Annotated in this window: 11 protein-coding genes; 7 read left to right on the top strand and 4 right to left on the bottom strand. The window is 64.4% G+C overall.

The genetic code is table 11. The features are described 5' to 3' along the window. Positions 1 to 205 precede the first annotated feature (205 nt). From MRBLMU1_RS24730 to MRBLMU1_RS24720, 3 genes are all read left to right on the top strand, one after another. Positions 206 to 907 carry an REP-associated tyrosine transposase gene (locus tag MRBLMU1_RS24730; RefSeq protein ID WP_363507214.1) on the top strand — a complete coding sequence of 234 codons (702 nt, stop codon included), beginning with the start codon at positions 206 to 208 and terminating at the stop codon, positions 905 to 907. Positions 908 to 1,101: 194 nt separating this feature from the next. Beyond that, entirely contained in the window at positions 1,102 to 5,826 is a 4,725-nt protein-coding gene (locus tag MRBLMU1_RS24725; RefSeq protein WP_363507212.1) for a glutamate synthase-related protein, read from the top strand. A 41-nt stretch (positions 5,827 to 5,867) separates the two neighbouring features. Beyond that, on the top strand, positions 5,868 to 7,331 hold the full coding sequence (locus tag MRBLMU1_RS24720) for a glutamate synthase subunit beta (protein WP_363507209.1): 1,464 nt from the start codon (positions 5,868 to 5,870) through the stop codon (positions 7,329 to 7,331). A 70-nt stretch (positions 7,332 to 7,401) separates the two neighbouring features. On the opposite strand, the gene MRBLMU1_RS24715 is transcribed toward MRBLMU1_RS24720, so the two are convergent. The 4 genes from MRBLMU1_RS24715 to MRBLMU1_RS24700 are packed head-to-tail and all read right to left on the bottom strand — an operon-like array spanning position 7,402 to position 10,241. Next, positions 7,402 to 8,160 carry a putative quinol monooxygenase gene (locus MRBLMU1_RS24715; protein ID WP_363507206.1) on the bottom strand — a complete coding sequence of 253 codons (759 nt, stop codon included), beginning with the start codon at positions 8,158 to 8,160 and terminating at the stop codon, positions 7,402 to 7,404. A gap of 20 nt (positions 8,161 to 8,180) precedes the next feature. After that, positions 8,181 to 9,212: an amidohydrolase family protein gene (locus MRBLMU1_RS24710; protein WP_363507203.1), complete on the bottom strand. Its 1,032-nt coding sequence runs from the start codon at positions 9,210 to 9,212 to the stop codon at positions 8,181 to 8,183. Between the two features lie 21 nt (positions 9,213 to 9,233). Beyond that, entirely contained in the window at positions 9,234 to 9,929 is a 696-nt protein-coding gene (locus MRBLMU1_RS24705) for a type 1 glutamine amidotransferase domain-containing protein (protein WP_363507200.1), read from the bottom strand. Between the two features lie 12 nt (positions 9,930 to 9,941). After that, positions 9,942 to 10,241 (bottom strand): superoxide dismutase, encoded by a 300-nt coding sequence (locus MRBLMU1_RS24700; RefSeq protein ID WP_363507197.1) that lies wholly within the window; start codon positions 10,239 to 10,241, stop codon positions 9,942 to 9,944. Between the two features lie 106 nt (positions 10,242 to 10,347). On the opposite strand from MRBLMU1_RS24700, the gene MRBLMU1_RS24695 reads away from it, so the two are divergent. The 4 genes from MRBLMU1_RS24695 (at position 10,348) to mlaE (ending at position 14,161) form a co-directional block, all read left to right on the top strand. Continuing rightward, on the top strand, positions 10,348 to 11,301 hold the full coding sequence (locus MRBLMU1_RS24695; RefSeq protein WP_363507194.1) for a LysR family transcriptional regulator: 954 nt from the start codon (positions 10,348 to 10,350) through the stop codon (positions 11,299 to 11,301). A gap of 244 nt (positions 11,302 to 11,545) precedes the next feature. After that, on the top strand, positions 11,546 to 12,283 hold the full coding sequence (locus tag MRBLMU1_RS24690; protein ID WP_363507191.1) for an SDR family oxidoreductase: 738 nt from the start codon (positions 11,546 to 11,548) through the stop codon (positions 12,281 to 12,283). 292 nt (positions 12,284 to 12,575) lie between these two features. Further along, positions 12,576 to 13,379, top strand: a complete 804-nt coding sequence (locus MRBLMU1_RS24685) for an ABC transporter ATP-binding protein (protein WP_315216027.1) — start codon at positions 12,576 to 12,578, stop codon at positions 13,377 to 13,379. Then, complete coding sequence (gene mlaE, locus MRBLMU1_RS24680; RefSeq protein WP_363507188.1) at positions 13,376 to 14,161, top strand: lipid asymmetry maintenance ABC transporter permease subunit MlaE; 786 nt, start codon at positions 13,376 to 13,378, stop codon at positions 14,159 to 14,161. Before MRBLMU1_RS24685 ends, mlaE begins: the two co-directional genes overlap by 4 nt. Positions 14,162 to 14,178: the final 17 nt, after the last annotated feature.

Here is a 14,178-nt window from a genome sequence, read left to right as displayed (position 1 = left end):
TAGAATCGGGGATTCGTTCACCGCCGCTCGACGACACGAGGTCCATGTGATCACCGGAATCACCGGAACCCCGGAAACACGTAGGGCGGATTAGCGCAGCGTAATCCGCCAATGCGTGCGCCGCCAACGGCTCATAAATGGCGGATTACGGCGTTCCGCCTAATCCGCCCTACGTGGAACACGAGCGGATTTACCGTTAGCTTATATGGCCCGTCTCCCACGCCTGATCGTCCCCGCCCAGCCGCACCACGTCATCCAGACCGGCAACAACGACCAGTTGATCTTCCATGATGCCGAGGATTACCAAGCTTTCCACGGCTGGCTGCGCACCGCCGCCAAGAACCACAAAGTGGCGGTCCACGCCTACGTCCTGATGCCCAACCATCTCCATTTGCTGGTCACGCCGTCCGATGAGAACGGCCTGGGCCAGATGATGCAGTGGATAGGCCGCTACTACGTCCCCTACTTCAACCAAAAATATAGCCGCAGTGGAACTTTGTGGAACGGACGCTACAAAACCTCGCTGATCGACGCGGATGAATATTTCATGCTGTGCAGCCGTTACATCGAGTTCAATCCGGTCCGCAACGGCATCGTCAGCCGCGCCGAGGACTATCCCTGGTCCAGCTATTGCCATCACGCGGGCATCCGCTCGGACGGCCTGGTGGTCGACCACGCGCAGTTCTGGGCGCTCGGCAACACGCCGTTCCAGCGCGAGGCCGCGTATACGGCCATGAGCGAACCGCCGCTGACGGCCGAGCAGATCGCCTCGATCAGCAAGGCGCTGCTGAAGGGGTGGCCGCTGGGATCGGACCAGTTCAAGACGGCACTGCAACAGAAGGTCAAGCGCCAGGTATTGCCGGCGAAACGGGGGCGGCCATTCAAAATCAAGACGGAATCCGCCTGAGTTAATTCGGCCAAACCGCAGGAAGCGAACGTTCCTGCGGTTTTTTTAAAGCCTCCTTGACTCTGTCCCTAATTAAAGTTTTCGGCGACCCTGGAAAAATTAATTCGACTCCGACCCTCTTTGTTATGGTTGTCTTTTACGCTGCATTGCACTACTCTAGTTTCCATTAGCCTAATTGCCAGCGGAGAACCCACATGAAAGCCCAAGGTCTGTACGATCCTTCCAATGAACACGATGCCTGTGGCGTCGGATTCGTCGCCCACATCAAGGGAAATAAAAGTCACTCCATCGTCGAACAGGGTCTGCTGATCCTGAAAAACCTCGATCACCGGGGCGCCGTCGGCGCCGACGCGCTGATGGGCGACGGCGCTGGCATCCTGATCCAGATCCCGGACCAGTACTACCGCGACGAGATGGCCAAGCAAGGCGTGGAACTGCCGCCGCCCGGCGAATACGGCGTCGGCATGGTGTTCCTGCCGAAGGAAAACGCTTCCCGCATCGCCTGTGAACAGGAAATCGAGCGCGCCGTGCGCGCCGAGGGCCAGGTCGTACTGGGCTGGCGCAACGTGCCGGTCGACTGCGACATGCCGATGTCGCCAACCGTGCGCGCCAAAGAGCCGGTGATCCGCCAGATCTTCATCGGCCGCGGCGCCGACATCATGGTGACCGACGCGCTGGAACGCAAACTGTATGTGATCCGCAAATCGTCCGGCCACGCCATCCAGGCGCTCAAGCTGCTGCACGGTAAGGAATTCTTCGTCGCCTCGATGTCGGCCCGCACCATCGTCTATAAAGGCCTGCTGCTGGCCGACCAGGTCGGCGTGTACTACAAGGACCTGCAGGACGCGCGCTGCGTGTCGGCGCTGGCGCTGGTGCACCAGCGTTTCTCGACCAACACCTTCCCGGAATGGCCGCTGGCCCACCCGTACCGCCTGATCGCCCACAACGGCGAGATCAACACCGTCAAAGGCAACTTCAACTGGATGCGCGCGCGCGAAGGCGTGATGAAATCGGCCGTGCTGGGCGAAGACCTGCAGAAACTGTTCCCGCTGATCTATGAAGGCCAGTCGGACACCGCCTGCTTCGACAACGCGCTCGAACTGCTGCTGATGGCGGGCTATCCGATCGCCCAGGCGATGATGATGATGATTCCGGAAGCCTGGGAAAATCACGGCACGATGGACGACAATCGCCGCGCGTTCTACGAATATCACGCCGCGATGATGGAACCATGGGACGGCCCGGCCGCCATGGCCTTCACCGACGGCCGCTATATCGGCGGCACGCTGGACCGCAACGGATTGCGTCCGGCGCGTTACATCGTCACCGACGACGATCTGGTCGTGATGGCGTCGGAATCGGGCGTGTTGCCGATTCCGGAGTCCAAAATCATCCAGAAATGGCGCCTGCAGCCGGGCAAGATGTTCCTGATCGACCTCGAAGCGGGCCGCATCATCGACGATAAAGAGCTCAAGGACACCTACGCCAACGCCAAGCCGTACAAGGCGTGGATCAACGCCGTGCGCATCAAGCTCAACGAGATCAAGCTGAGCGAAAGCCAGCTGGCGCACAACCGCGTCAAGTACAGCGCCGCGCCGGGCGAAAAAGCCGTCGCGTCCGTGCTGGACCGCCAGCAGGCATTCGGCTACACCCAGGAAGACCTGAAGTTCCTGATGGCGCCGATGGCCGCCGCCGGCGAAGAGGCGACCGGTTCGATGGGCAACGACTCGCCGCTGGCCGTGATGTCGAACAAGCTCAAGCCGCTGTACAACTACTTCAAGCAGCTGTTCGCCCAGGTGACCAACCCGCCGATCGACCCGATCCGCGAAGCGATGGTGATGTCGCTGGTGTCGTTCATCGGCCCGAAACCGAACCTGCTGGACACCAACAACGTCAATCCGCCGATGCGCCTGGAAGTGTCGCAGCCGATTCTCGGCTTCGACGACATGGCCCGCCTGCGCGGCATCAGCTCGCACACCGGCGGCAAGTTCAAGTCGTACGAGCTGAGCATCTGCTACCCGCTGAGCTGGGGCAAGGAAGGCATTGAAGCCTGCCTGGCCTCGCTGTGCGCGGAAGCGGTCGACGCCGTCAAGTCCGGCCACAACATCCTGATCGTCTCGGACCGTTCGATCGGCGTCGATCGTGTCGCCATCCCCGCGCTTCTGGCCACATCGACCGTGCATCAGCACCTGGTCAGCAAGGGCCTGCGCGCCTCGACCGGCCTGGTCGTCGAAACCGGTTCGGCCCGCGAGACCCACCACTTCGCGCTGCTGGCAGGCTACGGCGCCGAAGCGATCCACCCGTACCTGGCGATGGAAACCCTGGTCGAGCTGGCGCACGGCATGCCGGGCGATATGTCCGGCGACAAGGCCGTCTACAACTACACCAAGGCCATCGGCAAGGGCTTGATGAAGGTGATGTCGAAGATGGGCATCTCCACTTATATGTCGTACTGCGGCGCGCAGATCTTCGAAGCCGTCGGCCTGAACAAGTCGCTGGTCGACAAGTACTTCAAGGGTACCGCCTCGAACGTCGAAGGTATCGGCGTGTTCGAAGTGGCCGAGGAGGCGCTGCGCCTGCACAACCTGGCCTTCGGCGACGATCCGGTGCTGGCCAACCATCTGGACGCCGGCGGCGAGTACGCCTTCCGCGTGCGCGGCGAGGACCACCTGTGGACCCCGGACGCGATCGCGAAGCTGCAGCATTCGACCCGCAGCAACAACTTCTCCAGCTATAAAGAGTACGCGCAGATCATCAACGACCAGAGCAAGCGCCACCTGACCTTGCGCGGCCTGTTCGAGTTCAAGCTGGACCCGACCAAGGCGATCCCGCTGGAGGAAGTCGAGCCGGCCAAGGAAATCGTCAAGCGTTTCGCCACCGGCGCGATGTCGATGGGTTCGATCTCGACCGAGGCGCATGCGACCCTGGCCGTGGCGATGAACCGCATCGGCGGCAAGTCCAACACCGGCGAAGGCGGCGAGGATCCATCGCGCTACACGATGGAGCTGAAAGGCATCAAGATCAAGCAGGGCGAGACCATGGCCTCGGTCATGGGCAAAGAGCAGATGGTGGTCGACATTCCGTTGCAGGAGGGCGATTCGCTGCGCTCGCGCATCAAGCAGGTGGCTTCGGGCCGTTTCGGCGTCACCGCCGCCTACCTGAACTCGGCCGACCAGATCCAGATCAAGATGGCCCAGGGCGCCAAGCCTGGCGAAGGCGGCCAGCTGCCCGGCCATAAAGTGTCGGAATACATCGCCACGCTGCGCTTCTCGGTGCCGGGCGTGGGTCTGATCTCGCCGCCGCCACACCACGACATCTATTCGATCGAAGACCTGGCGCAGCTGATCCACGATCTGAAGAACGCCAACCCGCGCGCCTCGATCTCGGTCAAGCTGGTGTCGGAAGTGGGCATCGGCACCGTCGCCGCCGGCGTCACCAAGGCCAAGGCCGACCACGTCGTGGTCGCCGGCCATGACGGCGGCACGGGCGCTTCGCCATTGTCGTCGGTCAAGCACGCCGGCACGCCGTGGGAGCTGGGCTTGGCCGAAACGCAGCAGACCCTGGTCTTGAACGGCCTGCGCAGCCGCATCCGCGTCCAGGCCGACGGCCAGATGCGCACCGGCCGCGACGTCGTCATCGCCGCCATGCTGGGCGCCGATGAAATCGGCTTCGCCACCGCGCCGCTGGTGGTCGAGGGTTGCATCATGATGCGCAAATGCCACCTGAACACCTGCCCGGTCGGCGTCGCCACGCAGGACCCTGTGCTGCGCGCCAAGTTCTCCGGTAAGCCGGAATACGTGGTCAACTACTTCTTCTTCGTCGCCGAGGAAGCCCGCCAGCTGATGGCGCAACTGGGCATCCGCACCTATGACGAGCTGATCGGCCGCGTCGACCTGCTGGACAAATCGAAGGCGATCACGCACTGGAAGGCCAAGGGCCTGGACTTCAGCGCCATCTTCTACCAGCCGGAAGTGCAGGACGGCCATTCGATCTATCACACGATGGAGCAGGATCACGGCCTCGACAAGGCGCTCGACCACAAGCTGATCGCGCAAGCCAAGGCCGCGCTGGAGAAGGGCGAGCGCGTCTCGTTCATCTCGCCGGTGCGCAACGTCAACCGCACCGTCGGCACCATGCTGTCGGGCGAAGTGGCCAAGCGCTACGGCCACGCCGGTTTGCCGGACGACACCATCCACATCCAGCTGCAGGGCACGGCGGGTCAATCGGCCTGCGCCTTCCTGGCGCACGGCATCACCATCGACCTGGTGGGCGAAGGCAACGATTACGTCGGCAAGGGCTTGTCGGGCGGCCGCATCATCGTGCGTCCGAACACCGAGTTCCGCGGCTGGGCCGTCAACAACATCATCATCGGTAACACGGTGCTGTACGGCGCGATCAGCGGCGAAGCCTTCTTCAACGGCGTGGCCGGCGAGCGTTTCGCGGTGCGCAACTCGGGCGCCACGGCGATCGTCGAGGGCACCGGCGACCACGGTTGCGAATACATGACCGGCGGCACCGTCGTCGTGCTGGGCTGCACCGGACGCAACTTCGCGGCGGGCATGTCGGGCGGCATCGCCTACGTGTACGACCCGGACGGCGATTTCGAATCGCGCTGCAACACCGCGATGGTGACCCTGGAGCCGGTGCTGACCGCCAAGCAGCAGGAAGCGGACAAGGCCACATGGCACATCCAGCACAAGGACAACGGCGCGGAAGCGGACGAGGTGATCCTGAAGCGCTTGATCGAGCGTCACTTCAAGCACACCGGCAGCACGCGCGCCCGTCTGTTGCTGGACAACTGGGCCGATGGCCGCAGCAAGTTCGTCAAGGTATTCCCAAGCGAATACAAACGCGCCCTGGCCGAGATGGCCGAGGACGTGGCGAACGAAGCCGCCTCCGTCCAGCCGATCGCCGCCTGAGCCGCAGTCGACCTCTGACCGAACATATTTAAGGATTTATCGTGGGTAAAATCACCGGTTTCATGGAATTCCAGCGCCAGGACGAGGGCTATCTGCCACCAGCGGCGCGTTTGAAGAACTATTCCGAGTTCGTCATCACCCTGACCAACGAGCAGGCCAAGGTGCAGGGCGCGCGCTGCATGGATTGCGGCATCCCGTTCTGCAACACGGGCTGCCCGGTCAACAACATCATCCCGGACTGGAACGATCTGGTTTATCGCGGCAACTACCGCGAAGCGCTCGATACCTTGCATTCGACCAACAACTTCCCGGAATTCACCGGCCGCATCTGCCCGGCGCCGTGCGAGTCGGCCTGTACCCTGGGCATCAACAATGATCCGGTCGGCATCAAGTCGATCGAGCACAAGATCATCGACGAGGGCTGGGAACATGGCTGGGTCGTGCCGCAGCCCGCCGCCCACCAGACCGGCAAGAAAGTGGCCGTGGTCGGCTCCGGCCCCGCAGGCCTGGCGGCGGCGCAGCAGCTGGCGCGCGCCGGCCACGCCGTCACCGTGTTCGAGAAGAGCGACCGCGTCGGCGGCCTGCTGCGCTACGGCATTCCAGATTTCAAGATGGAAAAGTCGCACATCGACCGCCGTATCAAGCAGATGGAAGCCGAAGGCGTCGTGTTCCGCACCAGCGTGTTGGTGGGCAAGGACTTCCCGGCCAACGTCAACAACTGGGCCAAGGAAACCATTTTCCCTGAAGACCTGGAAAAAGAATTTGACGCGGTCATCCTGGCCGGCGGCGCCGAGCAGCCGCGCGACCTGCCGGTGCCGGGGCGCGAACTGAAGGGCGTGCATTTCGCGATGGACTTCCTGCCGCTGCAAAACAAGGTCAACGCCGGCGACAAGGTCAAGGATCAACTGAAGGCCACCGGCAAGCACGTGGTCGTCATCGGCGGCGGCGACACCGGTTCCGACTGCGTCGGCACCTCGAACCGCCACGGCGCCGCCTCGGTGACCCAGTTCGAGCTGATGCCCATGCCGCCGGAGCAAGAGAACAAGCCGCTGGTGTGGCCGTACTGGCCGACCAAGCTGCGCACCTCGTCGTCGCACGAGGAAGGTTGCGAGCGCGATTGGGCGGTCGCCACCAAGCGTCTGGAAGGCAAGGGCGGCAAGGTCGAGAAGTTGATCGCCTGCCGCGTCGAGTGGAAAGACGGCAAGATGAGCGAAGTGCCGAACTCGGAATTCGAAATGAAGGCCGACCTGGTGCTGCTGGCGATGGGCTTCGTGTCGCCGGTCGCCAACGTGCTCGACGCGTTCGGCATCGACAAGGATGCGCGCGGCAACGCCAAGGCCACCACCGATGGCGAGGGTTGCTACAAGACTTCCGCACCGAAAGTGTTTGCCGCCGGCGACGTGCGCCGCGGCCAATCGCTGGTGGTGTGGGCGATCCGCGAAGGCCGCCAGTGCGCGCGCGCGGTCGACGAGTTCCTGATGGGCTATTCCGACCTGCCACGTTAATCGGCAGGCACGGAACGTTCGCTTCCCAGCCGGGAGCTAGTGGGTGATCCCCGCTCGCTGCCCGGTTTTTTTATTTTCCGGTCGGCGCGGTTTCGATAAGGCGCCGCGCCGTGATCGCGCTTTGCGTCGCGTTGACGTATTTTTGGAAGTGCGGCGTCGCGCGGTGGTGCTGGTAGGCCTGTTCGTCGGCGTAGATTTCGAAGAACCGCAGGTGATTCGGCTGGTCTTTCAAGGCCACCGCGTAGATCGCGAAGACGCCCGGTTCGACGCGGATCGAAGCGTCGATCTCTTCAACCACAGCCGCCTTGTAGGCGTCGAGCTTTGCCGGATCGATGACCAGCTCGGCGATGCGCACCTGAACGCCGGCCGGCGGCAACCCCGGCTTGGCGCCGAGCTTCACGGGAACGGCTTCAAAAAGTTTATGCTCGACCACCATCCGGCTTGTGGCGGAATGAAATTTTTGAAAGTGTGGTGTGTGCAGATGGTTCTGATAAGCGTCGGCATCGGCATAAATCTCCAGCACGCGGACGCGATCCGGCCGATCTTTTTCGGCGGCCGAGTAAAACGCGGTGACTCCCGGCTCCGTGCGCCGCGTTTGGCGGATATTTTCATTCGCCTGCACCGCGAAGCGATCCAGTTGGGCCGGGTCGATCTGCAGCTCCGACCAGCGGATGTGGGGCACGGGGTTTTCCTTCGCATCAGGGGTGTTCCCGGCCACCGCCATCGGGCCGGCGGGAAGCAGCGAGGCCGCCGCGATGCAGAACACGCATGCGCGCCGCCGCCTGACCGATCTCGCCATGGCGGCCCGGTCTTCCATTGCTTGCGTCATGGACGCTCCTCTCAATCCGATCACAGCCCCAGCAGCCGCTCGGCGTTGCCGTGGGCGATCAGCGCCTTGTCCGCGTCGCTCACCGGCAGGCGCTCGATGAAATCGCGCGCCCCGTCCAAGCTTTGATAAGGATAGTCGATCGAGTACAGGATGCGCTCCGCCCCCATCATCGCATGAATGAACTGGAAGTGCGGCATCGTCAGCATGCCGCTGGGCGAAACGTAGACGTGTTCACGATAGGTTTGTACGATCGGCCGCGCGAGGCCGGAAGCTTCCTGCGGAATCGAGTCTTCCAGCCGTTGCAGGAAGAACGGCACCATTTCGCCCCAGTGGCCGCTGATCACCTGCAGTCCCGGGTGGCGGTCGAACGCGCCGGCGAACAGCATGCGCACGACCTGGATGCCGGCCTCGTTGTGCCAGCCCCAGGCGAACATCGCCAGCCGCGCGCCGAGTTCGCGCTCGAAGCCGCCGTAGTAGGGCGCCTGGACCGCCGGCAGCGGCAGGCCGGGATGGACGTACAACGGCACCTTCAGTTCGTCGAAGGCGGCGAGGATGGGCGCGTAGCGCGGGTCGTCGAGGAAGCCGTCGCCGGGACGGCCGTTGATCAGCGCGCCCTTCAGGCCGAGCTGCTTGACGGCCCGCTCCAGCTCGCGCGCCGCCGCCTCCGGCGCCTGCCACGGCAACGTGGCGAAGCCGGCGAAGCGCGTCGGGTGCGCTTGCGCGGCCTGGGCCAGCCGGTCGTTGGCGGCGCGGTTCAGATCGATCGATTGCGCGTCGGGCAACAGCTGCGGAAAGCCGCCATAGGACAGCACCTGCATGGTGATGCCGGCGCCGTCCATGTCGGCCAGGCGAGGCGCGCCCATCTCCAGCCCCTTGCGGGTCGATTCGCTGGCGGCGATGACGTGCGGCCGGCCGGGGTGGGCCACGTGCGCGCCGTCGGTCACGCGGCTGCCCCAGTCGGGCAGATAGGGCGCCTGCGCCAGGGCCAGCGCCTGGGTGGCCGCGCCGATGGCGGGATCGAGCACGTGCTCTTCGACACAGATCAGTTTCATGCCGTCCTCCCGTATTTTCCGTTAAGCCAGCAAGGCGTCGCGCAGCGCTACGCCCAGGCTGGCGGCCGATTGCGGATTTTGACCCGTGATCAAGCGGCCGTCGACGACCACGTTGTCGGCCCAGTTGGCGGCGTTCTGGTGGTGCGCGCCGCGCTCGTTGAGCGTGCTCGCCAGCAGGAAGGGCACGACATGGGTCGATTGCACCTCTTCCTCCTCGCCGTTGGTGAAGGCGGCCAGGCGCTTGCCGGCCACCAGCAGGGTGCCATCGGCGCGGCGGGCGTTGACCAGCGCCGCCGGTCCGTGGCAGACGGCCGAGACGATGCCGCCGGCCGCGTCGATCGCGCGGATGGCGTTTTGCGCGGCGGCGTTGTCGGGGAAGTCCCACATCGTGCCGTGGCCGCCGGCGAAGAAGATGGCCGAATAGCGCGCCGGATCGACGTTGTCCAGCGGCAGCGTGTGGGCGATGGCGTGGCGGAAATCGGCGTCGGCCCAGTAGCGGGCGATGACGGGGTCGTTCATGTCCTCGAGGCCGTCGAGCGGGGCGTCGCCGCCTTTCGGCGAGGCGAACTCCACCGCGATGCCCGCCGCCTGCAGTTTTTCCAGCGGGTGCGTGACTTCGGCCAGGTTGTAGCCGGTGGGGATGCCGGTCGCGCCCTTGACGGCATTGCTGCTGACGACGAACAGGACGGGCTTGATGTCGCTTGCGTTGGTGGTCATGGGGTTCCTTGATTAAGCGTTAGCGGGTGCGAACAGCATTTCCCAGTTGAGGAAGGGACCGAGCGGGATGACGTCCCAGTCGATCAGGCCGGCCTGCGCGAGCGGGAATTCGCTCAGCGCCTGCCTGGCCGCTTCGACCGACTCGCACTCGGCGATGATGGCCACGCCCGGACGGTCCTGGCGGAAATACATCTCGCGCACGACGCCGCTCCTGTAAAGCTGCCAGGCGTGGCGCGCCTCGTCGAGCATGTGCGGCTGATATTTTTCCATCGTGGCGCCGGGCTGGGGAATGTCGAGGCAAAGCAGTTTCATGGTGAGGCTCCTTGATCAGCAGAATGAGGTCGGCGGGCACGCCGCCGCGACGACTAGGCGCTATGCTAAAGTAGAAAAATACGATCCTTGGTAGAGATAAATTCCGATGAAGGAAGAATTGAATTCCCCGATGATCCAGCTGGACGCGCTGCCGGCCGGTCAGGAGCGTCTGGACGGCATCACGGTGTTCGTCGAGGTGGTGCGCCTGGGCGGGCTGGCGCGCGCCGCCGAGCACCTGGGCCTGACGCGCTCGGCGGTGGGCAAGGCCATGGCGCGGCTCGAAGCGCGGCTGGGCGCGCGCCTGTTCCACCGCGCCGCGCGCGTGCAGAGCCTGACCGAGGACGGCCAGATCTACTACGAGCACTGCCAGCGCGCGCTGGCGGCGATGCGCGCGGCCGAGGCGCAGATGCGGTCCGGGCGGCACGAAGTGGCGGGCCGGCTGCGGGTGTCGATGCCGGTGCTGTTCGGCCGCCATTGCGTCGCGCCCATCCTGCTGGAGTTGGCGCGTCGGCATCCGGCGCTGGACCTATATCTGAGTTTCAGCGACCGTCCGGTGGACGTGCTGGCCGAAGGCTTCGACCTGGCCGTCCGCAGCGGCGTGCTGGGCGCCGACAGCGATGGGCTGCGCGCGCGCAAGCTGGTGGTGCAGCGCAAGCGCGTATGCGCGTCGCCGGCCTACCTGGCCGCCCACGGCGCGCCGCGCGACGCGGCCGGCCTGGCCGCGCACAGCATCCTGCAGTACCGGCGTGGCGACCGCGTCAACGTGTGGCAGTTGGCCGACGCCAGCGGGCGCATCGTCGATACGCCGCTGGCCTCGCGCCTGCAGCTCGACGACCTCGAGGCCATCGCGGACGCGGCCACCGCCGGCCTCGGACTGGCCTGGCTGCCCGAATGGCTGGTGCGCGAGCGGCTGCGCGACGGCCGCCTGATCAGCGTGCTCGACGATCTGCCGGGCGCCACGATGGATTGCTACGCCGTCTGGCCCGGCACCCCGCACATGCCGCTGCGCCTGCGACTGGCGATCGACGCGCTGGTCGAGCAGCTCCCTGCCGCCCTGTAACCCCCGCGTTTTTTGTGGCGGCGGGCGGCTTGCCGCGCGGGAGGCGGCGTGCTACCATTTTCTCCGTCGAAAGAGCGCAGACCCGATGGTAGCCCGGTCACCGTCCCTCCCCAAGGGCGGCTGCTTTTCCCAACAGGGTATCCGCGACACCTGCACCGGCTTGCCGGTGGTTCAGGTGTGCCCGCGGAAAACCCTCGTCCTCGTCGGCACACCTTCCCGTTTTCAACCAAGAAGGAGCGTCGACATGCATCTGACATCTAATACCATCCTCATCACCGGCGCCGCCGCCGGCATCGGCTTCGCGCTGGCGCGGCAACTCGCCGAGCGCGGCAACCAGGTCATCATCTGCGGACGCGGCGAAGCGTCGCTGCGCCAGGCGCAGGCGCAAGTGCCGGCCCTGATCACCCGCGTCTGCGACATCACCGACGACGCCAGCCGCCGGGCGATGGTGGACTGGCTGGGCGCCAACCATCCCGCACTGAACGTGGTGATCAACAACGCCGGCGTGCAATACCGCCGGAACTATCAAGAGGCCGGCGCGTTCGACCATCTGGAGCAGGAGGTGGCGACCAACTTCACCGCGCCGGTGCGCTTGATCGGCGAGCTGCTGCCCCTGCTATCACGGCAGCCGACGGCGACCATCGTCAACGTCAGCTCGGGCCTGGCGTTCGCGCCGCTGGCCGACATCCCCGTCTATTGCGCCACCAAGGCGGCCATGCATTCGTTCACGCTCACCTTGCGCCACCAGCTCAAAACCACCGGCGTGGGCGTGGTGGAGATGGCGCCGCCCATCGTCGACACCGGCCTGGGCGGGGGGACGCGCAGTGGCGCCGCCAGCGGCCAGCCGATGATGTCGCCGGAAGCGTTCGCCACGGAGGCGCTGCTCCAGTTGGAGGACGGGCGCGACGAGGTGCTGGTCGGCCTGTCGGCGGGCTCGCGCAAGATGGGCGAGGCGCTGTTCGAGCGCATGAACGGCGCCTGAGCCGTTCTTTCCAGCCCGACCCGGCCGCGATGCCAAATCGGGGCCAATGTGCTGGCCCGCACGGTTGTTTATTAACAGTCAGTCAGAATCCGGTAAGAGTTTTGCCCGCATACTGGCTACCGCGCCGCACCAATGTAACATTTCATGCCTGGTGTAAATTGCTGACTTGAGATTCAGTAGTGTTGTATTATCTGCCACGCACCATAGCGCCAACGGCCCGGAATCGGGCCGTCTCCAGCAGAGATTAACCTTTCTGCACTACAATACGGCATTAAAAATAATGAGTTCAGTCGTGCCTAATCTTGTCGAAATCCGTGATTTACACTTTTCCTATGGAAAGCGCTCGATCTTGTCGGGCCTCCAGATGGATTTCCCGCGCGGGAAAGTGATCGCAGTGATGGGCGGTTCGGGCAGCGGCAAGACGACGGTATTGCGACTGATCGGCGGCCAGATCCGCCCGCAAAAAGGCCAGGTGAAAGTCCAGGGCCAGGTTGTGCACAAGTTGAATACCGCCGGCTTGTATCTGCTGCGGCGCAAAATGGGCATGCTGTTCCAGCATGGCGCGCTCTTTACCGACCTCACCGTCTTTGAAAACGTCGCCTTCCCGCTGCGCGAGCACACCGATCTGCCGGAAGAGCTGATCCGCAACCTCGTGCTGATGAAGCTGCACGCGGTCGGCCTGCGCAACGCCGCCAAATTGAAACCGGCCGAGATCTCCGGCGGCATGGCGCGCCGCGTCGCGCTGGCGCGCTCGATCGCGCTCGACCCGGAACTGATCCTGTACGACGAGCCGTTCGCCGGCCTCGACCCGATCTCGATGGGCGTCACCGCCAACCTGATCCGCAACCTCAACACCGCGCTCGGCTCGACCACGGTGCTGGTCTCGCACGACGTCAAGGAATGCTTCGCCATCGCCGATTACGTCTACTTCCTGTCGCAGGGCAAGATCGTCGCGCACGGCACGCCGGCCGACATGATGGTGTCGACCGATCCGTACGTGCACCAGTTCGTCAACGCCGAAGCGGACGGCCCGGTGCCGTTCCACTATCCAGGCAAGTCCCTGGCCGATGATCTGGGCCTGGGGGGGAAAGCATGACTGTAAGAAATTGGTTGTCCCAGCTGGGCGCGCCGCTGCGCGATTACATCGAAAGCATCGGTTACGGCGCGCGCCTGTTCCTTAATATGCTGCGCTTGTCGCCCGGGCTGCTGCGCCGCCCGCGCCTGCTGATCGAGCAGCTGCATTTCATCGGCAACTATTCGATGCTGATCATCACCCTGTCCGGCCTGTTCGTCGGCATGGTGCTGGGCCTGCAGGGATATTACACGCTGAATAAGTACGGCGCCGAGCAGTCGCTCGGCCTGCTGGTGGCGCTGGGCCTGACGCGCGAACTGGGCCCGGTCATCACCGCGCTGTTGTTCGCCGGCCGCGCCGGCACCTCGCTGACGGCGGAAATCGGCCTGATGAAGGCCGGCGAGCAGTTGTCGGCGATGGAGATGATGGCCGTCAACCCGATCCAGCGCGTGCTGGCGCCCCGTTTCTGGGCCGGCGTGATCTCGGTGCCGTTGCTGGCGTCGGTGTTCAGCGCCGTCGGCGTCATGGGCGGCTGGCTGGTCGGCGTGCAGTTGATCGGGGTCGACGACGGCGCCTTCTGGTCCCAGATGCAGGGCGGCGTCGATATCTGGAAGGATATCTTCAACGGCTTCGTCAAAAGCGTGGTGTTCGGCATCGCCATCACCTTTATCGCGCTGTACCAGGGTTATCAGACCCAGCCGACGCCGGAAGACGTGGCGCGCGCCACCACCCGCACGGTCGTGATCTCATCGCTGATGATCTGGTGGCTCGATTTCATGCTGACCGCCTTGATGTTCAGCAAGTAAAACAATATTAAAGAATA

This window comes from Burkholderia sp. LMU1-1-1.1, assembly GCF_040675865.1.
Classification (GTDB): domain Bacteria; phylum Pseudomonadota; class Gammaproteobacteria; order Burkholderiales; family Burkholderiaceae_D; genus Rugamonas.
Note: the sequence above shows the minus strand (reverse complement) of the source record. Positions and strands in the feature narration are given on the sequence as shown.

What these genes read in the sequence shown, in the direction of transcription:
- MRBLMU1_RS24730 (WP_363507214.1), top strand. Translation starts at nt 206, where the DNA reads ATGGCCCGTCTCCCACGCCTGATCGTCCCCGCCCAGCCGCACCACGTC.
- MRBLMU1_RS24725 (WP_363507212.1), top strand. Translation starts at nt 1,102, where the DNA reads ATGAAAGCCCAAGGTCTGTACGATCCTTCCAATGAACACGATGCCTGT.
- MRBLMU1_RS24715 (WP_363507206.1), bottom strand. Translation starts at nt 8,160, where the DNA reads ATGACGCAAGCAATGGAAGACCGGGCCGCCATGGCGAGATCGGTCAGG.
- MRBLMU1_RS24710 (WP_363507203.1), bottom strand. Translation starts at nt 9,212, where the DNA reads ATGAAACTGATCTGTGTCGAAGAGCACGTGCTCGATCCCGCCATCGGC.
- MRBLMU1_RS24705 (WP_363507200.1), bottom strand. Translation starts at nt 9,929, where the DNA reads ATGACCACCAACGCAAGCGACATCAAGCCCGTCCTGTTCGTCGTCAGC.
- MRBLMU1_RS24700 (WP_363507197.1), bottom strand. Translation starts at nt 10,241, where the DNA reads ATGAAACTGCTTTGCCTCGACATTCCCCAGCCCGGCGCCACGATGGAA.
- MRBLMU1_RS24695 (WP_363507194.1), top strand. Translation starts at nt 10,348, where the DNA reads ATGAAGGAAGAATTGAATTCCCCGATGATCCAGCTGGACGCGCTGCCG.
- MRBLMU1_RS24690 (WP_363507191.1), top strand. Translation starts at nt 11,546, where the DNA reads ATGCATCTGACATCTAATACCATCCTCATCACCGGCGCCGCCGCCGGC.
- mlaE (WP_363507188.1), top strand. Translation starts at nt 13,376, where the DNA reads ATGACTGTAAGAAATTGGTTGTCCCAGCTGGGCGCGCCGCTGCGCGAT.